27 protein-coding genes, 1 pseudogene and 1 riboswitch are annotated in these 23,356 nt (G+C 50.9%); of the genes and pseudogenes, 7 read left to right on the forward strand and 21 right to left on the reverse strand.

What is annotated here, in order from left to right; translation table 11 throughout:
• Positions 1-105: 105 nt before the first annotated feature.
• The 5 genes from LG52_RS12720 to LG52_RS12740 form a co-directional block, all read right to left on the reverse strand.
• Positions 106-642 carry a YfiT family bacillithiol transferase gene (locus LG52_RS12720; protein ID WP_044733249.1) on the reverse strand — a complete coding sequence of 179 codons (537 nt, stop codon included), beginning with the start codon at positions 640-642 and terminating at the stop codon, positions 106-108.
• Between the two features lie 55 nt (positions 643-697).
• The gene (locus tag LG52_RS12725) at positions 698-2,365 is read right to left on the reverse strand and encodes a glycoside hydrolase family 13 protein (protein WP_044732228.1); all 1,668 of its coding nucleotides are present in this window, start codon (positions 2,363-2,365) and stop codon (positions 698-700) included.
• Between the two features lie 141 nt (positions 2,366-2,506).
• Positions 2,507-3,433: a ketopantoate reductase family protein gene (locus LG52_RS12730; protein ID WP_044732229.1), complete on the reverse strand. Its 927-nt coding sequence runs from the start codon at positions 3,431-3,433 to the stop codon at positions 2,507-2,509.
• Between the two features lie 151 nt (positions 3,434-3,584).
• Complete coding sequence (locus LG52_RS12735; RefSeq protein ID WP_044732230.1) at positions 3,585-3,788, reverse strand: YbdD/YjiX family protein; 204 nt, start codon at positions 3,786-3,788, stop codon at positions 3,585-3,587.
• Positions 3,781-5,859 carry a carbon starvation CstA family protein gene (locus tag LG52_RS12740; protein WP_044732231.1) on the reverse strand — a complete coding sequence of 693 codons (2,079 nt, stop codon included), beginning with the start codon at positions 5,857-5,859 and terminating at the stop codon, positions 3,781-3,783. Before LG52_RS12740 ends, LG52_RS12735 begins: the two co-directional genes overlap by 8 nt.
• 455 nt (positions 5,860-6,314) lie before the next feature.
• Between LG52_RS12740 and LG52_RS12745 the strand changes: the two genes are divergently transcribed.
• Complete coding sequence (locus LG52_RS12745) at positions 6,315-6,779, forward strand: hypothetical protein (RefSeq protein ID WP_044732232.1); 465 nt, start codon at positions 6,315-6,317, stop codon at positions 6,777-6,779.
• Positions 6,780-6,803: 24 nt separating this feature from the next.
• On the opposite strand, the gene LG52_RS12750 is transcribed toward LG52_RS12745, so the two are convergent.
• From LG52_RS12750 to LG52_RS12780, 9 genes are all read right to left on the reverse strand, one after another.
• On the reverse strand, positions 6,804-7,496 hold the full coding sequence (locus LG52_RS12750; protein ID WP_044732233.1) for a TerC family protein: 693 nt from the start codon (positions 7,494-7,496) through the stop codon (positions 6,804-6,806).
• 14 nt (positions 7,497-7,510) lie between these two features.
• Positions 7,511-7,783 (reverse strand): DUF1232 domain-containing protein, encoded by a 273-nt coding sequence (locus tag LG52_RS12755; RefSeq protein WP_044732234.1) that lies wholly within the window; start codon positions 7,781-7,783, stop codon positions 7,511-7,513.
• Between the two features lie 537 nt (positions 7,784-8,320).
• Entirely contained in the window at positions 8,321-8,641 is a 321-nt protein-coding gene (sugE, locus tag LG52_RS12760; protein WP_044732235.1) for a quaternary ammonium compound efflux SMR transporter SugE, read from the reverse strand.
• A gap of 54 nt (positions 8,642-8,695) precedes the next feature.
• A riboswitch (guanidine-I (ykkC/yxkD leader) is annotated at positions 8,696-8,800 on the reverse strand.
• 108 nt (positions 8,801-8,908) lie between these two features.
• A complete protein-coding gene (locus LG52_RS12765; protein WP_044732236.1) occupies positions 8,909-9,199 on the reverse strand; it encodes a hypothetical protein in 291 nt (96 codons plus the stop codon).
• Between the two features lie 83 nt (positions 9,200-9,282).
• The gene (gene cydS, locus LG52_RS21035) at positions 9,283-9,384 is read right to left on the reverse strand and encodes a cytochrome bd oxidase small subunit CydS (RefSeq protein ID WP_407059903.1); all 102 of its coding nucleotides are present in this window, start codon (positions 9,382-9,384) and stop codon (positions 9,283-9,285) included.
• The gene (locus LG52_RS21040) at positions 9,384-9,515 is read right to left on the reverse strand and encodes a hypothetical protein (protein ID WP_419761068.1); all 132 of its coding nucleotides are present in this window, start codon (positions 9,513-9,515) and stop codon (positions 9,384-9,386) included. The genes cydS and LG52_RS21040 overlap by 1 nt, the downstream gene beginning before the upstream one ends.
• 19 nt (positions 9,516-9,534) lie before the next feature.
• A complete protein-coding gene (locus tag LG52_RS12770) occupies positions 9,535-10,413 on the reverse strand; it encodes a cytochrome d ubiquinol oxidase subunit II (RefSeq protein WP_082056129.1) in 879 nt (292 codons plus the stop codon).
• Positions 10,410-11,756 (reverse strand): cytochrome ubiquinol oxidase subunit I, encoded by a 1,347-nt coding sequence (locus LG52_RS12775; RefSeq protein WP_044732237.1) that lies wholly within the window; start codon positions 11,754-11,756, stop codon positions 10,410-10,412. The genes LG52_RS12770 and LG52_RS12775 overlap by 4 nt, the downstream gene beginning before the upstream one ends.
• Positions 11,757-12,039: 283 nt before the next feature.
• Complete coding sequence (locus tag LG52_RS12780; RefSeq protein WP_044732238.1) at positions 12,040-13,461, reverse strand: SpoVR family protein; 1,422 nt, start codon at positions 13,459-13,461, stop codon at positions 12,040-12,042.
• Between the two features lie 156 nt (positions 13,462-13,617).
• On the opposite strand from LG52_RS12780, the pseudogene LG52_RS19190 reads away from it, so the two are divergent.
• Together LG52_RS19190 and LG52_RS12785 are read left to right on the forward strand one after the other, a co-directional pair.
• Positions 13,618-13,773 (forward strand): annotated as a pseudogene (locus LG52_RS19190) (ATP-binding protein); the annotation flags it as partial.
• A gap of 65 nt (positions 13,774-13,838) precedes the next feature.
• Positions 13,839-14,480, forward strand: a complete 642-nt coding sequence (locus LG52_RS12785; RefSeq protein ID WP_044733250.1) for a DedA family protein — start codon at positions 13,839-13,841, stop codon at positions 14,478-14,480.
• A 29-nt stretch (positions 14,481-14,509) separates the two neighbouring features.
• Here LG52_RS12785 and LG52_RS12790 read toward each other — a convergent pair whose 3' ends face one another.
• Positions 14,510-14,758, reverse strand: coding sequence for a hypothetical protein (locus LG52_RS12790; RefSeq protein WP_044733251.1), 249 nt, complete (start codon positions 14,756-14,758; stop codon positions 14,510-14,512).
• Positions 14,759-14,938: 180 nt separating this feature from the next.
• Here LG52_RS12790 and LG52_RS12795 point away from each other — a divergent pair, with 180 nt between their 5' ends.
• Positions 14,939-15,196, forward strand: coding sequence for a YhdB family protein (locus tag LG52_RS12795; protein ID WP_044732239.1), 258 nt, complete (start codon positions 14,939-14,941; stop codon positions 15,194-15,196).
• Between the two features lie 47 nt (positions 15,197-15,243).
• Here the strand turns inward: LG52_RS12795 and LG52_RS12800 are convergent, their stop codons facing one another.
• Positions 15,244-17,001 carry a phospho-sugar mutase gene (locus LG52_RS12800; protein ID WP_044732240.1) on the reverse strand — a complete coding sequence of 586 codons (1,758 nt, stop codon included), beginning with the start codon at positions 16,999-17,001 and terminating at the stop codon, positions 15,244-15,246.
• A gap of 114 nt (positions 17,002-17,115) precedes the next feature.
• Positions 17,116-17,562, reverse strand: a complete 447-nt coding sequence (locus tag LG52_RS12805) for a CBS domain-containing protein (protein ID WP_011230073.1) — start codon at positions 17,560-17,562, stop codon at positions 17,116-17,118.
• 173 nt (positions 17,563-17,735) lie between these two features.
• Between LG52_RS12805 and LG52_RS12810 the strand changes: the two genes are divergently transcribed.
• Positions 17,736-18,173 (forward strand): disulfide oxidoreductase, encoded by a 438-nt coding sequence (locus tag LG52_RS12810; protein WP_044732241.1) that lies wholly within the window; start codon positions 17,736-17,738, stop codon positions 18,171-18,173.
• Positions 18,170-18,643, forward strand: coding sequence for a thioredoxin family protein (locus tag LG52_RS12815; protein ID WP_044732242.1), 474 nt, complete (start codon positions 18,170-18,172; stop codon positions 18,641-18,643). Before LG52_RS12810 ends, LG52_RS12815 begins: the two co-directional genes overlap by 4 nt.
• Positions 18,644-18,675: 32 nt before the next feature.
• Here the strand turns inward: LG52_RS12815 and LG52_RS12820 are convergent, their stop codons facing one another.
• Complete coding sequence (locus LG52_RS12820) at positions 18,676-19,074, reverse strand: YhcU family protein (protein WP_044732243.1); 399 nt, start codon at positions 19,072-19,074, stop codon at positions 18,676-18,678.
• A 139-nt stretch (positions 19,075-19,213) separates the two neighbouring features.
• On the opposite strand from LG52_RS12820, the gene LG52_RS12825 reads away from it, so the two are divergent.
• On the forward strand, positions 19,214-20,113 hold the full coding sequence (locus LG52_RS12825; RefSeq protein WP_044732244.1) for an RluA family pseudouridine synthase: 900 nt from the start codon (positions 19,214-19,216) through the stop codon (positions 20,111-20,113).
• 74 nt (positions 20,114-20,187) lie between these two features.
• Here the strand turns inward: LG52_RS12825 and LG52_RS12830 are convergent, their stop codons facing one another.
• The 3 genes from LG52_RS12830 to LG52_RS12840 form a co-directional block, all read right to left on the reverse strand.
• Positions 20,188-21,531, reverse strand: coding sequence for a hemolysin family protein (locus tag LG52_RS12830; RefSeq protein WP_044732245.1), 1,344 nt, complete (start codon positions 21,529-21,531; stop codon positions 20,188-20,190).
• Between the two features lie 111 nt (positions 21,532-21,642).
• A complete protein-coding gene (locus tag LG52_RS12835) occupies positions 21,643-22,335 on the reverse strand; it encodes a zinc metallopeptidase (protein WP_044732246.1) in 693 nt (230 codons plus the stop codon).
• A 145-nt stretch (positions 22,336-22,480) separates the two neighbouring features.
• On the reverse strand, positions 22,481-23,308 hold the full coding sequence (locus tag LG52_RS12840) for an aldo/keto reductase (RefSeq protein WP_044732247.1): 828 nt from the start codon (positions 23,306-23,308) through the stop codon (positions 22,481-22,483).
• Positions 23,309-23,356: the final 48 nt, after the last annotated feature.

Raw genomic sequence — 23,356 nt, forward strand, 5'->3', positions numbered from 1 at the left:
GACGACAAAAAAGCCCCGCCCAGCCGGCGGGTTGCCAATGTTGTTTGCGCAGCACCATCCTTCTATGATGCATGAAGAAAAAAGCCGCCGAAGAATCGGCAGCCTTTACCATCCTTTTCGTTTGCGCAACGACGCAACTTGCGCGGTATGATGTTTCCCATGCCATGCATATAATGCGGTCAATACATACAGCGGCATCTCCCTCGCTGCCCCTTCCGACCGAACGGTTCGGTGAAAATCCCCCTCTGTCATCGATTCAAGCAACGCCGTCCATCGCGCATGCAGCCCGTCAAGCATTAAAAGCGACGGTTCAATGGGCAACGAGCAAGCATCGGCCGTTTTCGCCCATTCGCTTTCCGCAAACGGCTTCACCGTCGGGCTGTCTTCCGTCATCCCCCACTTCGTTCGCAAAAACGCATTCATGCTTGCATCAGCCAAATGATGGACGACTTGGGCGACCGTCCAGCCGCCGTCGCGGTACGGCGTGTTCAGCTGTTCATCGTTCAAACCGGCGACAGCAGCCCTTAAGGCGTTCGGCAGCCCGCGGATGGCAGCAATCCACTCTTGCACCTCCCCAGCGTCAAACCGCTCCGGCGCTTGAAACGTTCCGATCGGGTAGCGAATCGGATCGACCGTTGCCATGTTGATCATCTCCCTTCCGTATTCATTCATTCCACACAGAAAGGCAAATTCCTCCTTATTCTTTCCAGATGTATATGCGCGCCTCGTACGGCTTCAGCTTAAAGCGCGTTGCATTTTTATGCGGACGGACCGGGTAGTTCGAGAGCGCCAAATCGCTTGACTGAAGGCGGAAGCCGTCATAGCGGTAAAGTGAAGGACGATCGGATACGTTGACAATGATAAGCGCCCGATCGCGGCCAAGCGTTCTTGTGTACGCGTAAATGGATGGGTGGTGTTCCAAAAGCAGATCGTACGTTCCGTAAACAAACAGCTCGTTCGCTTTTCGAAGCTGAATCATTTGTCGATAAAACGACCATACCGAGTTCGGGTCGCGCCGCTCGGCCTCGACATTGATCGTACGATAGTTTTCGTTCACCTTGATCCATGGCGTACCTGTCGTGAACCCAGCGTTCAGGGCATCAGACCATTGCATCGGGGTGCGCGAGTTGTCGCGCCCGGTTTGCCAAATGATCTTCATCACTTCCTCATGCGTCCGGCCGTTCGCCCGTTCGAGCTCATACAAACGCAAGGCAGCGACATCGCGGTAGTCGCGAATGTCGGAAAATTGCACGTTCGTCATCCCGATCTCTTGCCCTTGGTAAATGAACGGCGTCCCTTGCATGAAAAAGTAGAGCGCGCCAAGCGCCTTCGCGCTCTCCGCCCAATACTCGCCGTCATTTCCCCATGTCGACACTGATCGAGGCAAGTCGTGGTTTTCCAAAAAGAGCGCGTTCCACCCACGGTTTTCCAATCCTTTTTGCCATTTCGTTAACGTCCGCTTCAGCCGGCGGACATCGATCGAACCATCGGCTTTCCTTTTCCAAAGCCCTAAATGCTCGAACTGAAAAATCATATGAAACACACCGTTTTCTTCCCCGACCCATTGTTCGGCCTCATCAACCGTTACTCCGTTCGCCTCGCCGACCGTCATAATGTCATATCGCGCAAACGTTTGCTCTTTCAACTCTCGCAAATACTCCATAATCCCTGGCTGGTTCATGTGCGCAGCAAACGACGGCACATACTTCAACCCTTTCGGATTCGGAAGATCAGGAAGGCCTGGCTTTTTCTTAATGTGGGAAATCGCGTCGATGCGAAAGCCGTCGATTCCTTTATCCAGCCACCAGTTGATCATCGCATAAAGCGCCCGCCGCACTTCGTCGTTTTCCCAATTCAAGTCGGGCTGTTTGACGTCAAAAATATGCAAGTAATATTGACCCGTCCGCTCGTCATACTGCCATGCCGAGCCGCCGAAAATGCTTTCCCAGTTGTTCGGTTCGCGCCCGTCTTTGCCATCGCGCCAAATGTACCAGTCGCGCTTCGGGTTGTCTCGCGATGACCGCGATTCAATAAACCACGGATGCTCATCACTCGTATGGTTGATGACCAAATCCAAAATGATTTTCAACCCGCGCCGATGGGCTTGAGCAAGCAATTCATCGAAGTCATCCATCGTTCCAAACTCATCCATAATGGCATAATAGTCGCTGATGTCATATCCGTTATCGGCGTTCGGCGACCGGTAAATCGGACAAATCCAAACGATGTCGACTCCAAGTTCCACCAAATAATCCAGCTTTTCGATGATGCCGCGAAGATCACCGATGCCGTCGCCGTTGGCGTCCATAAAGCTGCGAGGATAAATTTGATACGCAACGCCTTCTTTCCACCATGTTTTTTTCAAGGCTGCCTCCTCCTTGTGCACACGTTTTCACTATTAACTGTACACGATATTGATGCGGCAAACAACTTCTCTTTTTCTCAAAAAAACAGCCGTTTGGCGGGGCTGCACGCTCCTGCCAAACGGCTGAGGGGGGACAACTGGTCACTCACCGGTTGCGCGGCTCGCTTCGTAAATTTTTAAATTGTGATATACCGCCTCGAGCATCGGGGCATGGATGCCATGCCGCTTCGCCAATGCCAGCAAATACCCTTGCAAATGGTCGGCTTCGATGAGCTGTCCTTTTTCCATATCACGCTGCATTGACGATTTCATCGTTGGGGCGATTTGCTGCAGCTGAGCACGCTGCCGTTCAACCATTTCATCCGTCAACGGCGCCCCGTGCGCCTGGATGATCGTTTTGATTTCTCGAAACAGCCGATCGATGATGACGCTCCCGTACTCGCCGGAACGAATCGGCCCGATCGGGGCGCGGAACAGCGTCGTCACGCCCGACATCGCCGCAATGAACAAATATTTATTCCACATATCAGCCGCAATTTGTTCGCTTAGGCGAAAACGGGCGTTGGCGCCGGCAAACAGCGATTCGAGCGCCTCCACCCGCCCAGTCCGTCCTGCGGGCCATTCACCGAAACGCATCTCATGCGCCGGACTCGTTTGAATGATCTCCCCTCCCTCGTTTAACGTCGTTTCGATAAAGCAAAGCCCGCCTAAGACATTCTCGCGGCCGAACGCCCCCCACAACGCATCCATATGGGCCATGCCATTTAACAAGGGCAAAATCATCGTCGCCTCTCCAACATACGGTTTCGCGTCGGCGATGGCGCCGGCTAAATGATACGCCTTGCTCGAAAACACAACAAGATCAAACGGCGCAGACGGCTCGCCGGCGACAAGCAGCTTTGGCTTCAGCACCGCATCCCCATGGACGCTATGGATGACAAGTCCACGTTCCTCGATCTCCCGCTTTCTCCGCTCGCGGACAAGAAACGTCACGTCCACCCCTTTTTCAAGAAGCCGGCCGCCGAAATACCCGCCGACCGCCCCCGCTCCGACAAACAGAATACGCATCGTATGTACAGCTCCTTTCTCCACTTGAGGGTTGATCCAGCGCTCCCAACTCTTTCACAAAAACCATGCCGCCAACCGAACATGTTCTCAGCGATGATGAACAAGAAGAAAAAAGGAAGAAGAGGACGCGCCCCTCCTTCCTTCCCAGCCGCTAGCAGCAACGCGACACTTTGCCGCCTTTAGCATTGTAGCGCGCCTCTTGCGCCTCGCAGAAAAACTCTTTCCGCGACTTGATCGGCTCGCCAGGGTGATGGGTTTTCATATGCTCGACATATTTTTCATAACTCGGCACACCGACAAGCAAGTCAAGAAACTGCCGGCGATAAGCGAAAACGTTTTGCAGCCATTTAGGCATAATGCTTCGCTCCTTCTCCCCCATCACGCGGAATATACGGCGCTTCCTTGAGCGGCACATGTTTGTTTTGCAACACTTTGATCCAGATGTTCAACGCCGAGATCAGCATCGCAATCACAACGAGCATGAAAATCGCGCACAATGTCGCATCAATGTAGTCGTTCATAATAATTTGCCGCATTTGCGCCTCATTCGTTGCCGGCGCCAAAATGTTGCCTTGGCTCAAGCTGTCTTGGAACATTTTCGCATGCGACAAGAAACCAATTTTGACATTTTCATGGAACAGCTTTTGATACCCGGCCGTCAGCGTGACGACAAGCAGCCATGTTGTCGGCACGAGCGTGACCCAAACATATGCCTTTTTGCCCATTTTAAATAGAACCGTCGTCGCAAACAACAAGGCGATGCCAGCCAACATTTGGTTGGCGATGCCAAACAGCGGCCATAGTGTGTTGATGCCGCCGAGCGGATCGACGACGCCTTGGTACAGGAAGTAGCCCCATGCCAGTACGCAAAGGGTTGTCGCGATCAAGTTCGAGACGAGCGAATCCGTTTTGCCGAGCGGTTTGTAAAACGTGCCCATAATATCTTGAATCATGAAACGGCCGACTCGTGTGCCGGCGTCAATCGTCGTCAAGATGAACAGCGCTTCAAACAAGATGGCAAAGTGATACCAGAACGCCATAAGAGCCTTGCCGCCGATGACGTTCGATAAAATGAACGCCATCCCAATCGCCAGCGTCGGCGCCCCACCGGTGCGCGACAATATCGTTTGCTCACCGACGTCTTTCGCCAGCTGAGCAAGCATATCCGGCGTGACGGTGAAGCCCCATGACGATACCACTTTTGCCGCCTGCGCTACATCGGTTCCGATGACAGCCGCCGGGCTGTTGATCGCAAAATATGCCCCTGGCGTCAGCACGCAAGCCGCAACCAGCGCCATGACAGCGACGAACGACTCCATCAACATCGCACCGTAGCCGATCGGCCGCGCATGGCTTTCAAGCTCAATCATCTTCGGCGTTGTACCAGATGAAACGAGCGAGTGGAAACCGGACACCGCGCCGCAAGCAATGGTGATAAACAAGAACGGGAACAGATTGCCTGCGAACACCGGTCCTGTGCCATCGATAAATTTCGTCACCGCCGGCATTTGCAAGTCCGGCATGACGACGAAAATGCCAAGCGCCAATCCGACGATCGTGCCGATTTTCAAGAACGTGCTCAAATAGTCGCGCGGCGCCAACAATAGCCATACCGGCAGCGCCGAAGCAACGAAGCCATAAATGATCATTAAGATGGCGATCGTTTCCCCTTTTAGCGTAAACATCGCCGAGAGCGTCGGATGTTCCGCGACATATTGCCCGGCCACAATCGACAAAATTAACAGCACAAATCCCCCAAGTGACGCCTCAGCAACGCGCCCCGGACGGATGAAGCGCATGTAAATGCCCATCAAAATCGCAATCGGAATCGTCGCGGCGATCGTGAACATTCCCCACGGGCTTCCGATAAGCGCTTTCACAACAACGAGCGCCAATACGGCCAATAAAATAATCATAATGCCCAAAATGCCAAGCGCTGCGATAAAGCCCGTCACCGGCCCCATTTCTTCCTTGATCATCTCGCCGAGCGACTTCCCGTTGCGGCGCATCGAAGCGAACAAAATGACAAAGTCTTGCACCGCTCCGCCGAGCACAACGCCGATCACAATCCAAAGCGTGCCCGGCAAATAGCCCATCTGCGCCGCCAAAATCGGTCCGACAAGCGGCCCAGCGCCGGCGATGGCGGCGAAGTGATGCCCGAACAACACCCATTTGTTCGTCGGAACATAGTCTTTTCCGTCATTGAACACTTCCGCTGGCGTTTTCCGGTTATCGTCAAGGCCGAACACTTTGCGGGCGATAAACCGGCTGTAAAATCGATAAGCGACCGCATACGTGCAGACGGCGGCAACGATGAGCCACATGGCGTTGACAGATTCGCCGCGGCTTAAAGCCAAAATGGCAAACGCTGCGGCCCCAAGGACGGAAATCAGGCCCCATAGCAAAATCGACTTTAGCCCCTTCACACGGCTTCCTCCTTTTTTATTTGTCAAAATCCTTTACGCTATTATTATATTCATTATTCTGAAAAATTTAAAGACATTTTTTCATCTTCAACTAATGTATAGTTTGGTTCTATAGGAGCGTTTTCCCGCATTCCTATTTCAAAAAAGGGCTCTTCACCAAAAGTTGTGCTTGATTTTTTATAACACGCTCTACTGACGCTTGTGAGGAAGAATCAGCAAATCAATGATTTTTGCACATTCTTGTTCAAGAAAGCGTATCACTTGTCAAGTACATGTTGTGGTGATGAACCCAAAAAAGTATAAAACAAGTCTTTGGCGCAAAAAATGTAATTGCACCCATCGGCTTAACCAGCAACTGACCATGAAGCACCCATCGATTGTCCCCAGCTCCATCTGACGGTGCAATGGACAAAGTAACGATCAACTAATATTATCTCAGTAAAGGGTTCGAGAAGGTGAAGGCGATCGAAGCATTGTTATGGAGCATTGCTTTGCCTGGATTCGGGCAACTGTTGAACAAAAAGTATATAAAAGGAATTTTGTTTATTGCGTTGGAATTTGTAATTAACACCCAATCTCATTTCAATGAAGCCATCCGCCTCAGCTTTTTGGGGCGTACGGATGAGGCCGCCCGCATTGTCGATATCGGATGGCTGATGTTTTATCCATGTCTATACTTTTTTGCCATGTGGGATGCATTTAAAGATGCTGGCGGCGGGCGAACACCGTACTCGTTTTTGCCGTTTGTCGTCTCCGCCTACTCTGTGACGGTCGGCTTGATGTACTCGTCGCACGTGACAATCGGCGGCGTGTTTTTTGGGCCGATTTGGCTGCCGATCTTATCTGTCATTCCCGGTCTCTCCATTGGATGGCTGCTGCAATTTCTGCTGCTGAAATGGAAATATCCATCCGCTTGGTGATTGCCCCGCCACAAAAGCCGCCAATTATTCATTGGCGGCTTTCGGTTGCGGCTCTTTGGCACTTTTTCGTTTTTTCATCGTTCCCGCCACGATGACAGCGGCAACAACGAGCAGCTCAAATCCATACTTCACGGCAGGATTGGCAAAATACGCCTTTAAAAACGGCTCATCGACGATCATTTTCGCCGCCGTCCAAGCGAGGACGCCAGCGCCGATCGTAATAATGATGGGGAAGCGCTCGATCCATTTTAAAATGAGCGTGCTGCCCCATACCATGATCGGAACCGAAATGATCAGCCCAAGAATGACGAGCAAAAAGCTGCCGTGGGCGGCTCCGGCAACCGCCAACACGTTGTCAAGCCCCATCAACGCATCGGCAATAATGATCGTGCGAATGGCCTCCCATAAACTTCCCCCAGCTTCAACATCGTCGTGGCCCTTCCCCTCAACAAGCAGCTTGTAGGCGATCCAGACAAGCAGCACACCGCCGACAAGCAAAAGCCCTGGGATTTTCAGCAGCCAGACGACAAAGATCGTCGCCAACGCGCGGATGACGACAGCGCCGACCGTCCCCCAGACAACGGCCTTTTTTTGCTGGTGTTTGGGCAAGTTGCGCGCCGCCAATCCGATCACAATGGCGTTATCCCCTGCCAGCAAAAGATCAATAATGATGATCGACAGCAACGCCGTCCAAAACTCTGCTGACAATAAATCCATGGAGCAATCCCCCTTTACAAGTTATATTTTTCTTTTAATGAAATTGGAGCCATCTTAATGATTTGCTCCAAAATGAATAGGAAGACGGCCAAATCATCGATCAAACCAAACAACGCAAACCAATCGGGAATGAGGTCAAGCGGCAGCGCTATATACAAAAGCAGCAAACCGACGGAAAACCATTTTTTTCGCATTGGCACTTCATGAGAAACGAAAAATTCGAATAAAAACGGCAGGAAACGCCGGACATGGACGATGAAGCGAAACTGTTTCCACCATTTGCGCATGCCATCCCCTCCACTTTTTGTTCGTTTGAAGCCGAACCTATCTTCTTTTACGATTATCTTCCCCCCTTTTGTTTCATGAAATGAAAGAAGGCCTTTACCAAGGATGGTAAAGGCCTTCATAAATAAAAGAGACCTTTACCAACATCGGCAAAGGTCTCGCTAACAACGTCGCCGTTGCCAACAAAGCCGAGGGCATGTACCCTGAACTGACGACTTTGCTGTTAAAGCTACTCCCCTTTAACAAAAGAAACTGTATTCGTTTTTATACTTCCATGATATTCAATATTTATGCCTGTTGTCAATCCTTTTTTCTCGCATTTTGTGCAGGGCTTAAAATCTTCAACGTTCGCCCCCCGCTCTCACCGAAGAGGCGAAAACCAAGCGAAAGTAGGGGGGTGTGGCTTGCTCAACGCACAAGATGTGAAACACTTTCACCGTTGGAACGACGGACAGCGCCTGCTGAAAAACTGGTGGATGCACTGGTGTTGGCAGGAATCTCCACCTTCAAATTTCGTTACAAAATTAAGGTGGAGTAGTTCAATGCCCCGCTGTAAACTTCAGCCCGATGATCCCTACAAGAATGCACAGCAAAAATGCGATCCGCGGCGCGTTGACCGGTTCGTTTAAAAACAACATGCCGATCAAGGCCGCACCAAGCGCTCCAATTCCCGTCCACACCGCATAGGCGGTGCCGATCGGCAACGTCTTGATCGCCAGGGATAAAAAGTAAAAGCTCGCCGCCATCCCCGCAATCGTCACAACAGAAGGCCAAAAGCGGGCAAACCCGTTCGTATATTTCAGCGCAATGGCCCACACCACCTCAAACAATCCAGCGATCGTTAAGCAAATCCACGCCAATGAGCATTCCCCCTTTCCAAAATAAAAAAGCCGCGGGAAATATCGAAACGATACTCCTCCCGGGCTTTTGTCTCCCTCCGTGTACGCGGGCGCGCCGCGCGTTTTCTCTCGGTCGCAGTCCAGCTGCCAGACAGCTGCGGAACCCTAGAAAACATTCCCTGTATTTACTTGGCTGCCAATCAGTATAACACGTCAGCCAAACGCTTGCAATCCATCCGCCTTCCGCATATTTCCGACAGATGAAGGCTGAGGGGGCCCCCATCCGTCTTACACCGGGTCGTTATCGACGCCACTGTACGATTCAATCGCTTGATCCAGCGCCCGATACGCCTCAGCGAAGGCGTTCGTCGCCGATTCATCTCCAGCCTTGGCCAGCTCCATTCGTGCATTGCGCGCATGGGTGACGGCGCGAATGACGTCTTCAATCATTTGTTTCTTCTCCCCAGCGCTCGCCTTCAATTGTTCAAGCTCATGGAGCGCCCCGTCAAGGTTCGTCGAACGTGGTTCGTCAAATGCTTGTTCCAACTGTTCTTTCACACGCTGCAACACTTCTTTCATGATCGCCCACCCTTCCTTGCTTCATTGTCATCCGCTAGTGTGAGCGATTGGCGGCAAACTATGCATCCTTGTCTCCATCGCGTTCAGTCATTGACCTGCTCATCTTTCAACCCGGCCCAAAAGGCAACAACGACAGAAAGGGCAACAATCAGCATCGGCGCATACATAATCAAAAATGTTTGCATCATCCTTTTCCTCCTTCCCATTCGCCTTTGACATACGCCTTGTTGAACAAAAAGAGACGCATCAGCAAGTACAGTGACGGAATAAGCAAAAGCAGCCCAGCGATAAAGGCGATGATCAACGCAACGGCCATCACTTCATTCGTGAACCCGTCATAAATTGTCAAATACGGATAAAGCAAATACGGGTAATGGGAAATGCCGTACGCGTAAAATGCAAACGCGTATTGAAACAAAAGCGCGATAAACGCCAAACCGAACCGCCGCTTCCGCCAAAGAAGCCAAACGGTGAGCGCAAAAAAACAAAAAGGAAACGACGAACATCCAAGCTAACGTCCATAAGTTGGCATAATGTTCAGGATTATGGTGGCGCAGCTGATAAATGATCAATAGCGCCGACAACATCGTCGGCCCGCTCCAAAGAAGGGCGTAGCGGCGCAAAAGCGACCGCGCCCGCTCATCCCCCGCCGCGTCCGCATAATACGTCAAAAACACGGCGGAAATGTACAAAACGCTCGTAACGCTTAACAGCACGATGCTCCACGACAGCGGGCTCGCAAACAACTTGCCGTAATCAAGCGACAAGGCATTTCCATTTTTTTCGACAAATCCGCCCTCAGAAATCGTCAAAATGATGGAGAGCGACGCTGGAATGAACAGACCCGTCAACCCATAGGCGAGCAAATACCAATTCCGCTCCGTCCCGCCGTACGTATGGAACGCATAATACGAGCCGCGGACGGCCAAAAGAATGATGGCGATGCTGGCCGGAACGAGCAAAATCGACCCGTAATAATACGCCGTTTTCGGGAAAAAGCCGACGATGCCGACAAAGAAAAAGACGAGAAAAACGTTTGTCACTTCCCAGACGGGCGAAAGGTAGCGCTGAATGATGCGGTGCAAAATGTGCTTTTTGTTCGCCCAATGGCTGTAAGCGCTGAAAAATCCGGCGCCAAAATCAATTGAAGCGACGATGATATAGCCGAACAAAAACAACCATAGCACCGAAATACCGATGACTTCAAGCGTCATGGCGCCACCTCCCCTTGACCGGCGCGCTCCGCCAGCTCCCGCTCAATCGGGTTTTTGCGGAACATGCGCACAAGCACCGTCACGCTCGCAATGCCTAAAATGAGATACAACAAGGAAAATAACACGAGCATTGTGTCGACATGCCCCGATGAAGTGGCGGCTTCGGCCGTTTTCATATAGCCGCGCAAAATCCATGGCTGCCGACCGACTTCCGCCAAGTACCATCCGGCTTCAATGGCTAGCATCGCCAGCGGCCCTCCTGCCGCTAACAGGCCAAAAAACCACTTTTTCACGGTCCATTGCCAACGGAATATCGACCCGAGCCAGTACGCCGTTGCCACCAACATTAAAAACACGCCGATCGTGACCATGATGTCAAACAAATAATGGATGTACAGCGGCGGACGCTCATCCTCTGGAATTTCATTCAAGCCCTTCACCACGGCCGCCGGGTGGTTATGGGCCAAAATGCTTAAAGCATACGGGATTTTCAAGGCGTTTTTCACGTCGCCGTCTTCATCGAGCGTGCCGAACAAAATCAACGGGGCATGGGAGCTCGTTTCAAAATGCCACTCGGCCGCCGCGAGTTTTTCCGGCTGATATTCGGCCAAAAATTTGCCCGACAAGTCGCCGACAATGGCGCTTGCCACCGAGAAAATCAATGCCGTCTTCATCGTTAAATGAAGTGCTTTGCGATGATAAATATGCCGGTTTCCCTTAAACAAACGCCAGGCAGCGATCGAAGCGAGCACGAACGCTGACGTCATATACGCTGTTGCCAGCACATGGGCAACCTTCGTCGGCATCGCCGGATTAAACATCGCGGCGATCGGGTCGATGTTCACAAGCTCGCCATTTTTCAACTCAAACCCTTGCGGCGTGTTCATAAACGCGTTCACCATCGTAATAAACATCGCTGACGCCGAAGAACCGGCCGCCACCGGAATAAGCAAAAGCAAATGTTTTTTTTGGTTTTCAAACCGATCCCATGTGTACAAATAAATGCCAAGAAAAATGGCTTCAAAAAAGAACGCAAACGTCTCCATAAACAGCGGCAGACTGATCACTTGGCCAGCCAGCTGCATAAAATTCGGCCATAAAAGCGACAGCTGCAGACCGATCGCCGTGCCGGTCACGACGCCGACCGCGACTGTAATGACAAAGCCGCGCGTCCAGCGGCGGGCGAGCAAAATGTAATGCATATCGTTTTTGCGAATCCCGACCCACTGGGCGATGGCGATCATGAGCGGAACCCCGACACCGATCGTGGCGTAAATAATATGAAACGTTAACGTCAATTCTGTCAGCACGCGGCTCAAAAGCACCGGATCATAGTTAAGCATCGTGTCTCCCCCTTACGAAAACAACCGGCCGACAAGCGAAAGAAAAACGACCACCGCAGCAAAAAAACTGAGCCATATAAGCCATGTTTCCTGCCGTTTCCACACCTTCATTCCCTCCCACGGGCGTTGGCAACATCCCATTTGTGACAAACATCACAAATTACCTATGTTTATTATCCCATAAACATTCCTCCCTTATCCGCCGTAAATTCGAACAATTTGTGGCGTTTTTCACATAATGACCACGGCAAACAAAAAAGCAGGATGTCCCCTGCCTTTGCAGTTACAAATATTTCCGATGGACTGTTTTCCCATCATATGTGAACAACATCGGCTTCTCTTCAACAATCGTCTCCATATGAACCGGTCTCCCCCACAGCTGATAAATGTACGGCAATACTTTTTCCAAATATTTCAGATCAAGCTCAATCCCCTCATACCAATGCTTCAAATACAGCTCCCCATTGCGCATGTAGTCGCCGTCATTGACAGTGATGTACGGAAACCCGCCATTGACCCGCATGCTGACGAGTTGGTCGCGGATATGCTCCCAGTTTTTATCGACGATTTTATATTCTTTCCCCTGTTTTTGGAACAAATACATATCTTCGCGCATGACGAGCTCTTTCGTCAAATAGTTGCGCAAAAACGAAATGTCGGATTCCAGCTCGCGCACTTCAAAAATTTTCGCCCGCCCCGACCCCGGCTTGACGCCGTATTTTTTCATCTCCTCGGTCGGGTTGTTCCAACGTTCTTCAATGTCTTCAAAAATTTTCAAGCCCAAATAGTACGGGTTAATGCCGGTGCGCGACGGTTGCACGACGTTGGCGTTCAGCTTCGCAAACTCGATCGCCTCATCGCTCGTCAAATCCATCTCGCGCAAAATGCGCTGATGCCAATACGTCGCCCAGCCTTCGTTCATGATTTTCGTCTCCAGCTGCGGCCAAAAATAAAGCATTTCCTCGCGCATCATCGTTAAAATGTCGCGCTGCCAGTCCTCAAGCTCGCGGCTGTATTCTTCAATGAACAATAGCACATCTTTTTCTGGCTGCGGCGGAAACTTGCGCCGTTTTTTTCGCGGCGGCGTTTTCAGTTTGTTCCGCTCGTCAAGCGACCATAAATCGTCGTAGGGCGTCGATGTTTTCGGAGGCTCCTCCTCTTCGTACACTTCCGTATCTTCCCACGTCCATGACAGCTTCGGCCGCAGGAGCGAGGGATCGATATGCTCCTGAATGGCCAAGACGGCATCCAAAAATTTTTCCACTTCCAATTTTCCGTATTGATGTTCATAACGCTTGATCCGCTCGGCTGTCGCCGCCATGCTTTCGACCATATCGCGCTTCGTGTTGCTGAAGCGGACGTTGTTTTTAAAAAAGTCGCTGTGCGCCAACACATGGGCGACGATCAGCTTATTTTGGATGAGCGTATTCGTATCGAGCAAAAACGCGTAGCAAGGGTCCGAATTGATGACGAGCTCGTAAATTTTGCTTAATCCTAAATCATAATGCAGCTTCATTTTGTAAAACTGCTTGCCAAAGCTCCAGTGGGAAAATCTCGTCGGCATCCCGTAGGCGCCAAACGTATAAAGAATGTCCGCCGGACAAATTTCATAACGCATCGGATAAAAATCAAGGCCAAATCCTTCCGCAATCTCGGTAATTTCCGCAATGGCCCGTTCCAGCTCTTTCAGCTCGTCCTGTCGCATCCATCTCCCCCCTTTTTCCTCTTATCACAATGTATGAGGAAAAAGGGATTTTGATACGTTCGGAATCGCCAAGATGCCGACGAACCTCTCCCGCCTGCTTGTCGTTTTGGACATGTTAAAATTCGAGCTTTACTTGGTTAGGTCAGAAGGAGGAAAACAGGCGGAACAGGGCTTGGGTTATCGATCGCTCAAAATATCGTCCGGCAACACCGGGGGGGGGAAATTCACCTCGACAGCGAATTAGGAAAAGGGACGGAGGTAAAAATTCTCATCCCTATTTCTCCTCGCTGCAGCGAAACCAACCAAGGGTGAATATAGGCGGATGTTTTTCTGTTGGGGGACGGCCGTTTACCTTTTTGGTCTTATGATTTATAATGATGGTACAAAACATCACGGCAAAGCGTGGTGGTCATTTGCAGCACTATTTGCAATATCTTATCGAACACTTCGGCTACATCGGCATTATGGTCGCGCTGATGCTCGGCATCGTCGGGCTGCCGATCCCCGACGAGCTGCTGTTGACATATGCCGGTTACCGCGTTTCAACCGGAGCGTTTTCGTATCCGCTCACCTTTCTTTCCTGCTGGCTTGGAGCAATCATTGGCATCTCGCTCAGCTATATGCTTGGGATTACGCTCGGGCTGCCGTTTTTGCATAAATTCGGCCCTAGGCTCCATCTTACGGAGAAACGGCTCGAGCAAACGAAAGCGCTTTTTGCGAAACTCGGTCCAGCGGTATTGTTCATTTGCTATTTCATCCCCGGCGTTCGGCATCTCGCCGCCTTTTGGGCCGGCATGAACGCCTACCGTTGGAGAAAGTTTGCTTTGTTCGCCTACAGCGGAGCGATGGTGTGGGTCGCTGTCTTTTTGACGATCGGCGCCTATTTTGAAAGCCGCTGGATCGCCGTCAAGCAGTATATCCACGCCTACCGTCCATTCTTATTTCCTGTCTTTCTGGTCGTTCTCGCTTTCGCCATCTTCTATTGGTACATTCAGCAAAAACGAAAAACACCGGGATAATTTCCGGTGTTTTTCATTCTCTATGCGCGCTATACGTTCTCGCTCGGGCCGCGATGGTACGTTTCCGTCAGCAGACCCATAAACAGGCCGAATCCGAACATAAACATCGAGGCCCCGATAATGCCGAGACTGATGATCGTCAAGAAATAGTCTTTGTTGTAAGCGTTTGCGATAAAACTAAGCAAAAACAGTGCAACTCCGACAATCAATCCCACTGACGCCATCCATTTGCACATGTTGATCATTTCTTGCCCTTCGTGCCGTTTGTTCATTCTCATCATCCCCTTATTTTGAGGATACTATCCTTGTCACAAAATTGCAACATTTATTTTTCCTTTTTCGTTTTCATTTCGGTTATAATTTATATTTTGCCTTCTGTCGCAACATTTACAGGGCAACAAAACGCCCTGCTGTCATACACTAACAATGACTCCTTCTTGATAAAGGAGGCATGCCGCTTGAACACCGTCGACTATGATAAGGCGCTCTATTACACGCATCGCTCCGAATGGGACAATTTGCTCATTTTAATGGTGCGTACGCCTGATGATATTCTGTCGAAAAAAATTGAAAAGTTCCTCCACGCTTATAATTTTGAACATGACTACTCTGTCATCCAGGAGCGGCTGCACGCCTTGCTTCGCTATATTGACCATGCGCTTGAAGTGAGCGAACAAAAAACGGGAGTCGAGCAGTACGCGCAGTTTTATTCGTAAAACGAACGGGGAATTGGCATCGCCCAATTCCCCGCAGATTGTGCTGATCATTGCGCATAAGAAGGCGAAACGGTGCTGAGCACATCCTTTACGCGCTGCATGACGGCTTCCGTTAAGCGCGCCAGCCTCTCTTCACTGTCCTCTAGCGAAGTTCCTTTGACGCCGAAATACGCCTTCATTTTCGGCTCCGTCCCTGATGGACGCAGGCAAAACCACGAGCCATCCTCCAAGATATACTTGAGCACATTGGATGTCGGCAAATCAATGGCCGTTTTTTCGCCGGTCAACGTGTTCGTCCGCTCTTTCGTTTTGTAATCCTCAATCACCGTCACCTTTTTCCCCGCCGCCTCCACCGGCGGCTGTTGGCGGAACGACGCTAAAATGGAGGCAATCGTCTCCGCCCCTTCCTTGCCTTTTAGTGTCAGTGACCGCTGCCCTTCACGGTAATAGCCGTACTGGTCAAACAATTGCAAGAGCGCTTCATACAGCGACAGCCCTTGCTTTTTGTAAAACGCGCACACTTCCGCCGCGAGGACAGCCGCCTGCACGGCATCTTTGTCGCGGACAAAATCGCCGATCAAATACCCATAGCTTTCCTCATACCCAAACTGGAACGCATATTGCCCTGTTTGTTCGTATTCCTTTATTTTTTCGCCGATGAATTTGAAACCGGTCAACGTATCGACCGTCTCAAGACCAAACGATTGGGCGATCGCCCGACCAAATTCAGACGTCACGATCGTTTTTAAGACAACACCATTTTCCGGCAGGGTGCCTTGAGCTTTTCGTTGCGATAGCAAATAGTGGAGCAACAAGCCGCCCGTTTGATTGCCGGTCAGCACGACATAGTCTCCCTTGTCATTTTTGACCGCCACACCGAGCCGGTCGGCGTCCGGGTCAGTGGCGATCAGCAAATCGGCGTTCACTTGCTTGCCCAACTCCATCGCCATGGCGAAAGCCGCGTCTTCTTCCGGATTGGGCGAGGCGACCGTCGAGAAATTCGGATCCGGCAGCTCCTGCTCTTTGACGACAAAGACGTTTTGGTAGCCGAGCTCAGCGAGCGCGCGGCGCACCGGTTTATTCGACGTGCCGTGGAGCGGCGTAAACACGATGTTGATCGCCGTTTTCCGGGCAAGCTCCGGATGGATGGAAATCGTTTTGACCGCATGGATATAAGCATCATCGACTTCGCTTCCAATGATGCGAATAAGGCCTTTTTCTCTTAACGTTTTCTCATCTTCCACATGAATGGCGAGCTCATTTTCGACTTCATTGACATAGCGGATCACTTGGTCGGCGACAGCAGGCGGCAGCTGTCCCCCATCCTCTCCGTACACTTTATAGCCGTTATATTCGGGCGGATTATGGCTGGCGGTAATGACAATGCCGGCAAACGCCCGCAAATGGCGAACAGCAAACGACAGTTCCGGCGTTGGACGCAATTCATCAAACACGTATGTTTGAATGCCGTTCGTAGCCAATGTTTTCGCCGCCTCCATCGCGAATTCCGGCGACTTATGCCGGGAGTCATAGGCAATGACGACCCCGCGCCGCTTCGCCTCATCGCCAAACGATTGTATGTATCGCGCCAATCCTTCCGACGCTTTTCGCACCGTATAAATATTCATTCGGTTCGTCCCCGGGCCGATCTCGCCGCGCATGCCGCCGGTGCCGAATTCAAGATTTTTGTAAAAGCAATCCTCAAGCCATCGTTCATCATCACGGCGTTCTCCCAACAGCCGCTTCAATTCCGGATCAAGTTGCGGCTCACGCAGCCATTGTTCATATTTTCGTCTCCATTCCATCGCTGTTCCCCCTTGCTTTTCATCTTCCCTGTTTATGTATTCGCTCCCATCATACAATATACCTGCCAAAAGAAAAAGGATGTCCTGGAAAATGTGGACATCCTTTTTCTCCCATTACCCTTGCGGCTGCGACGGCTCGGAAATGTTCGTCAACGCCTGTTCAGCCGCTTCGTTTGATGCGCTGTTCGTCGCAATATCGCCTAGCGCAACGATGCCTTGAAGCTGGTTGTTCTCCACGATCGGCAAACGGCGGACTTGATGTTGAGCCATGACATTCGCGGCTTCCTGTACGCTCATATTCGGCGTACCGGTGACGACTTGATTTGTCATGACTTCCGCTACTTTAACAGTCGACGGGTCCTTTCCTTGGGACGAGACACGCAACGTAATATCGCGGTCCGTAATCATCCCTTTGACTTGCCCGTTTTCCACAACCGGAAGCGCGCCAATATTTTTTTGGCTCATGATTTGCGCTGCTTCTTGCACCGTTTGGTTCGGCGAAATTGTTGCGACGTTTTTCGTCATAATGTCTTGCACTTTGTTTCCGCTGTTGTTCGTCAATGTGATCCTCCCCTTTCACCGATTAGTATGGCTCGTTTGCCGCCTGATATAGATAGAAAATGTTGTTTCCTTTCCTCCTCTTTGCCGATTATGAATGGACGCGCCGTTTTCCATTCCCTTATAATGGAGCTAACGGAGGCAAGATCGGGACACGATGGGAAGAAGGAGAGAACATGGAACGAGAAAAACGTGCAGAGAACTTGCTTTTGACCGCATGGGCGGCAGCGCTGATCGCCACGCTCGGAAGCCTTTATTTTTCCGAAGTGCTTGGGTACATTCCGTGCGACCTGTGCTGGTTTCAACGTATTTTTATGTATCCGCAAGTCATCATTTTAGGAATGGCCGTCGCGCGCAAAGACGCGGCGGCGGCGCGTTACAGCTTCGCTCTGTCATTGATCGGCGGGCTCATTTCGCTGTATCATTATGGGCTGCAAAAAATTCCGCTGTTTCAGAAGTATGCCATCAGCTGCGGTCGCATTCCATGCACAGGACAATATATCAACTGGCTTGGGTTTATCACCATTCCATTTTTGGCGCTAACCGCCTTTATGATCATTATTTTGCTAAGTTGGGCCGTCATGCGCCAACAAAGAAAGGGGAGCGAACGTTGAAAAAATTGCTCATATTTGGCGGCATCATTGTCGTCCTGTTTGCCGCAATCGCGTTTATCACGATGTACGAACAAAAAGAAGCCGCAAGCAACAATCCTTACCATAAAAGCGAGCTGAACCCAGCCACCGTCGCCCAACTTGACGACCCGAACTACCGCAACATTATTTTGCCCGCAGAGTTGAAGCAACAGCTGGCCGAGAAAAAGACGCTTACCGTTTACTTTTACAGCCCGACATGCCCGCACTGCCACCGGACAACGCCGATCGTCGTGCCGCTCGCGAAGGAGCTTGGCATCAATTTAAAGCTGTTCAACTTGCTTGAGTTCGAAGACGGATGGGATGCGTACCATATTGAAGCCACCCCGACGATCGTCCATTACGAAAACGGCAAAGAAATCAAACGCATCGAAGGGTATCATGACGAACGAACGTTCCGAAATTGGTTTTCCTCATTGCACATTGAAAAGTAAACAAGGAGCTAAGCTATGCTTAGCTCCTTGTTTTACATCACCCATTGGCTCGCCGCAGGCGCATACACGCTGCACGGCCAAAGCCGCCTGCAAGTAAACTGCTTGGCATGAAAAGGAAAAGCAATGCCATGGCGGGCCAAAATCTTTTGATTGCGAACAAACAACCATTCATACTGTTCCAAATCCCCATGCTTTCCGATATGTTCGATGACGGTAATGAGCGATTGCAACGCCGAAATGATTTGGAAAGCCTCTTTCATTGTCCCATTATATGTAACATATTCGTGGTCCAGCGAAAGAATGCCCCATTCCTCAAATTGACGAATTTGTTCATCATCGAAGTAATACGGGAACACATCGGTATAAAAGTAGTTGAGCAAATACTGCATGTAATGCTCTTGTTCCGGAGTCGCCGCATACATCATTTTCAACGTCCATACCACCTTTTTCTCGCCGCAATGCTTGCGTTCTCCATCACTGAGACGATACTATGAGTGTACCATATCTCGCGCAAGGATAGGGGTAGAAAGTGTTTCCACGACTAACAGGGAATTGAGAGGGTGACAACCTTTGTGGACAAGAAAAGGCGATTGGCTCGAGTGCACCATTCCTAGTTTTTGGAGCGGCCTGACCATTGAACAATTGCTGAAAGACGTATGGACGGCCTCGAAAAAGCTCGTCCACCGTTGGCGGATGGAACACGGCGTCAAACTGAACGGCCAGGCGGTTCTCTGGAAGACGGTGCTCAACGAACGCGACCGGCTTCAGCTTTACGCATATAAGCCGGAGCCGTCGTTCATCGTTCCAGAATATCGGGAGCTTTCGATTTTATGGGAGGACGACCATCTGCTCGTCTTGAACAAAGAAGCCGGCATCGACATTCATCCGTCCGAACCGGGGCAAACCGGCACGCTCGCCAATGCGGTCGCGTTTCATTTGCAGTCGCAGGCGATTTTGACAAAAGTGCGCCACATTCACCGACTTGACCGCGACACGTCGGGAGCGATTTTATTTGCCAAACACCCGCTCTCCGGTGCGACGCTCGATCAAATGCTCGCCCACCGTGCCATCAAGCGGACGTACGTCGCTCTTGTTCACGGTCGTTTGTCCCCGAAATCAGGAACCATTTCCGCGCCAATCGGCCGCGACCGCCACCATCCAACGCGCCGGCGCGTCTCGAAAACGGGGGCAAAAGCGGTGACACACTATCGCGTCATCAAAACATTCCCGTCAACATCGCTTGTCGAGCTTTCTCTCGAGACCGGACGGACGCACCAAATCCGCGTCCATTTGGCCCATCTTGGCCATCCGCTCGTCGGCGATGTGCTTTATGGCGGCAAACCAGTGTTTCATCGCCATGCACTTCATGCCGCTAAGCTAACGTTCCACCATCCGTTTACAAACGAAGAGATCATTTGTCTCGCGCCAACGAGCGATTTTCCCATCGATCTTTCGTGCACTTACAATTGATCTCCTCCGCCTTCCTTCGATGGAGGAGGGGATTTCTCGACCGAAATGAGAAAAGGCAGACGCCCCCGTCTGCCTTACAAACGCAGTTCCTCCTCTTCAGCAACGTCTGCCGCCTCTTCCTCTTTGCTCGGCTCTTTTTTTTCCACTTCCAGCGACTTCACATGATGGCCATCCATTTCCTTCACCGTAAACAAGTAGCCATCGATTTCTACACTCTCGCCTGGTTTGATATCATAATGCTTCGTTAAAATCCAGCCGCCGATCGTATCGACGTCATCATCGTCAATGTCCAGTCCAAGCAAGTCATTCACTTCGCTGATCAACACTTTGCCATCCAAGATCAATCGATCGTCCATTTTTTGAATCAGAGGCGTTTCATCAATGTCAAACTCATCTTGGATTTCGCCAACGATCTCTTCCAAAATGTCCTCGACTGTAACCAGCCCAGACGTGCCGCCGTACTCATCGACCAAAATCGCCATATGAATGCGTTCTTTCTGCATTTTGACCAACAAATCGTGAATGGCGATCGATTCAATCACTTGAATGATCGGGCGGATATAGTCTTTCATTTGCTTTTCGTTGGACGGATTGGCAATAAAGTCCGTAAACACCTCTTTGACGTTGATGAGTCCAAGCACATGGTCTTTATCGCCGTCAATGACCGGATAGCGCGTATACTTTTCTTCACGAATGATGTCCAAGTTTTCCTTGACGCTTTTGTTGATATCGAGCGCCACAATTTCTTTGCGCGGCACCATAATTTCTTTCGCTATGCGGTCGTCAAACCGGAAAATGTTATTGACATAGCGGTACTCCGACTGATTGATCTCCCCGCTTTTGTAGCTTTCCGATAAAATGAGGCGCAATTCCTCCTCAGAGTGGGCGATTTCATGCTCCGCCACCGGCCTGAGGCCGAACAAGCGCGTCACGAGCCGCGCAGAGTTGTTGAGCGTCCAAATGAATGGATACATGATTTTGTAAAACCAGATGAGCGGCTGAGCCGTAAACAGCGTAATCGCTTCCGCCTTATGAATGGCGAACGTCTTCGGCGCTAATTCACCGACAACGACATGCAAAAAGGTGATGAGCGAAAACGAAATGATAAACGCTAAAAAGTGGGAGACGGATTCCGATAAATGGAGGCGTTCAAACAGCGGCAGCAACATCCGCGCCACCGTCGGCTCCCCAAGCCAGCCAAGGCCAAGCGAGGTGAGCGTAATGCCGAGCTGGTTCGCCGATAAATAGCCGTCCAAATTCGAAATCACTTTTTTCGCCGCGACCGCCCGTCGATTCCCTTCATTGACAAGCTGATCGATGCGCGAGCTGCGCACCTTGACGATCGCAAATTCAGAGGCGACAAAAAAGGCGGTGCAAGCGATGAGAAACGCCACCAACAGCAAACTGGCTATATCCAATTCGTCTCCGAGCGCGGATGAAGCGCCCAGGTTACACCTCCTGCACACAAAAGTTTCCACTGCAGCTGATAGACGATGATGCCGTTGGGCCGCCTTAGGCAGCCCAATACGTTACGATTCCTCATTATTGTTCCCTTGGGTGAAAATGAGCACATATTTCAGCAGTTCAAACACGGCGATCAACGTTGCCGCAACGTACGTCAGCGCCGCTGCGCCAAGCACTTTGTTCACGCCGCGCGCTTCATTTGGGGCGATCAACCCTTCAGCCAGCATAAACCGCTTCGCCCGCGCGCTCGCGTTAAACTCCACCGGCAAAGTAATCACTTGAAACACTACAGCCAGCGAGAAGAACAAAATGCCGAGGCCAAGCAACGAAAACTGGTGGAACAAAAAGCCCGCCAAAAGCAAAAACGGTGCAACGCCGGAAGCAAAGTTCACAACCGGAAACATCCGGTGGCGAAGGACGAGTGCAACGTAGCCTTGCTGATGTTGAACGGCATGGCCGACCTCGTGGGCGGCAACGGAAATGGAAGCGATCGAACGCCCATAAAAGACCGGCTCCGACAAACGGACCGTGCGGGAAATCGGGTCGTAATGGTCGGACAATCTCCCTGGCACAACCTCCACCGGCACATGGTGCAGCCCGTGGCGGTCTAAAATCATGCGCGCCACTTCCGCCCCCGTCAACCCCGATGAGGCTGGAACTTCAGACCAGGCATTGAAATTGCTCGATACCTTCCATTGCGCCCAAAGCGATATCAGGAAGGCGATAAAAATGAAAATATCCATCGGATGGAATAGCATCGCAGCACCCTCCGTTTTTTCAATGTTCATCAAATGTGTATACTATTATTTATTGTACTTGCTCATCATTTCATACGTCAAACAGCCCGCTTTGGTTTCAAAAAAACAGCGCCTGCATCGAGGCGCTATTTGGCTGATGGGGGCATCAAAAATTGAAATTGTCTGGATCAGGGCCGACCCGTTTGTTCAAGTTCAATGCGTCGATCTGTTTCATTTCTTCGTCGGTCAGCGAGAAATCAAAAATATCAGCGTTTTCCTTGATCCGCGCCGGCGTCACCGATTTCGGGATCGTCACAACGCCGTGCTGCAAATCCCAGCGCAGCACGACTTGCGCCGGCGTTTTCCCGTACTTGCGCCCGATGTCAACGATCGTCGGTTCGCTTAAAATTTCCCCGCGCATGAGCGGCGACCATGCTTCAAGCTGGATGCCGTTTTCCCGGCAAAACGCGTGCAGCTCTTTTTGCGTCAGGCGCGGGTGATACTCGACTTGGTTGACCATCGGCTTGATTTCACAATCGGCCAATACATCTTGCAAATGGTGAATGTGGAAGTTGCTTACTCCAATCGCGCGCACATAACCGTCTTTATACAGCTTTTCAAGCGCTCTATACGTTTCTTTGTATTTTCCTTTCACCGGCCAATGAACTAAATACAAGTCGACGTAATCAAAACCGAGCTTTTTTAAACTTCTGTCAAAAGCCTTCAGCGTCGCCTCATATCCTTGATCGGTGTTCCACACTTTCGTCGTCACAAACACTTGCTCACGAGGAATGCCGGATTCGCGGATCGCTTGACCGACACCTTCTTCGTTTTCATAAAAAGCGGCTGTATCGACATGGCGGTAGCCGATCTCAAGCGCAGTGCGCACCGCGCTTCTTACTTCCTCCCCTTCTTTGACTTTATAAACGCCAAGGCCGACCCAAGGCATTTTCACTCCGTTATGCAAAGCGGCGCAATCTTGCAGGCCGTTCATATCCTCTCCTCCTCAAGTTTCATTATAGTTTCATTATGGGAAAAGAGG

Source organism: Geobacillus kaustophilus (genome assembly GCF_000948285.1).
Classification (GTDB): domain Bacteria; phylum Bacillota; class Bacilli; order Bacillales; family Anoxybacillaceae; genus Geobacillus; species Geobacillus thermoleovorans_A.

Bases quoted from the DNA above. Each gene is read 5' to 3' on its own strand.
- LG52_RS12835 (WP_044732246.1), bottom strand. From the start codon at position 22,335: ATGCTATTCCATCCGATGGATATTTTCATTTTTATCGCCTTCCTGATA.
- LG52_RS12780 (WP_044732238.1), bottom strand. From the start codon at position 13,461: ATGCGACAGGACGAGCTGAAAGAGCTGGAACGGGCCATTGCGGAAATT.
- LG52_RS12770 (WP_082056129.1), bottom strand. From the start codon at position 10,413: ATGACGCTTGAAGTCATCGGTATTTCGGTGCTATGGTTGTTTTTGTTC.
- LG52_RS12810 (WP_044732241.1), top strand. From the start codon at position 17,736: ATGGAACGAGAAAAACGTGCAGAGAACTTGCTTTTGACCGCATGGGCG.
- LG52_RS21040 (WP_419761068.1), bottom strand. From the start codon at position 9,515: ATGGCCGTTGCGTTGATCATCGCCTTTATCGCTGGGCTGCTTTTGCTT.
- LG52_RS12840 (WP_044732247.1), bottom strand. From the start codon at position 23,308: ATGAACGGCCTGCAAGATTGCGCCGCTTTGCATAACGGAGTGAAAATG.
- LG52_RS12790 (WP_044733251.1), bottom strand. From the start codon at position 14,758: ATGAGAATGAACAAACGGCACGAAGGGCAAGAAATGATCAACATGTGC.
- LG52_RS12755 (WP_044732234.1), bottom strand. From the start codon at position 7,783: ATGCGCAAATGGTGGAAACAGTTTCGCTTCATCGTCCATGTCCGGCGT.
- cydS (WP_407059903.1), bottom strand. From the start codon at position 9,384: ATGCAAACATTTTTGATTATGTATGCGCCGATGCTGATTGTTGCCCTT.
- LG52_RS12785 (WP_044733250.1), top strand. From the start codon at position 13,839: ATGGTACAAAACATCACGGCAAAGCGTGGTGGTCATTTGCAGCACTAT.
- LG52_RS12750 (WP_044732233.1), bottom strand. From the start codon at position 7,496: ATGGATTTATTGTCAGCAGAGTTTTGGACGGCGTTGCTGTCGATCATC.
- LG52_RS12720 (WP_044733249.1), bottom strand. From the start codon at position 642: ATGGCAACGGTCGATCCGATTCGCTACCCGATCGGAACGTTTCAAGCG.
- LG52_RS12730 (WP_044732229.1), bottom strand. From the start codon at position 3,433: ATGCGTATTCTGTTTGTCGGAGCGGGGGCGGTCGGCGGGTATTTCGGC.
- LG52_RS12775 (WP_044732237.1), bottom strand. From the start codon at position 11,756: ATGCTTAACTATGATCCGGTGCTTTTGAGCCGCGTGCTGACAGAATTG.
- LG52_RS12800 (WP_044732240.1), bottom strand. From the start codon at position 17,001: ATGGAATGGAGACGAAAATATGAACAATGGCTGCGTGAGCCGCAACTT.
- LG52_RS12765 (WP_044732236.1), bottom strand. From the start codon at position 9,199: ATGAAAGAAGTGTTGCAGCGTGTGAAAGAACAGTTGGAACAAGCATTT.
- LG52_RS12735 (WP_044732230.1), bottom strand. From the start codon at position 3,788: ATGCCTAAATGGCTGCAAAACGTTTTCGCTTATCGCCGGCAGTTTCTT.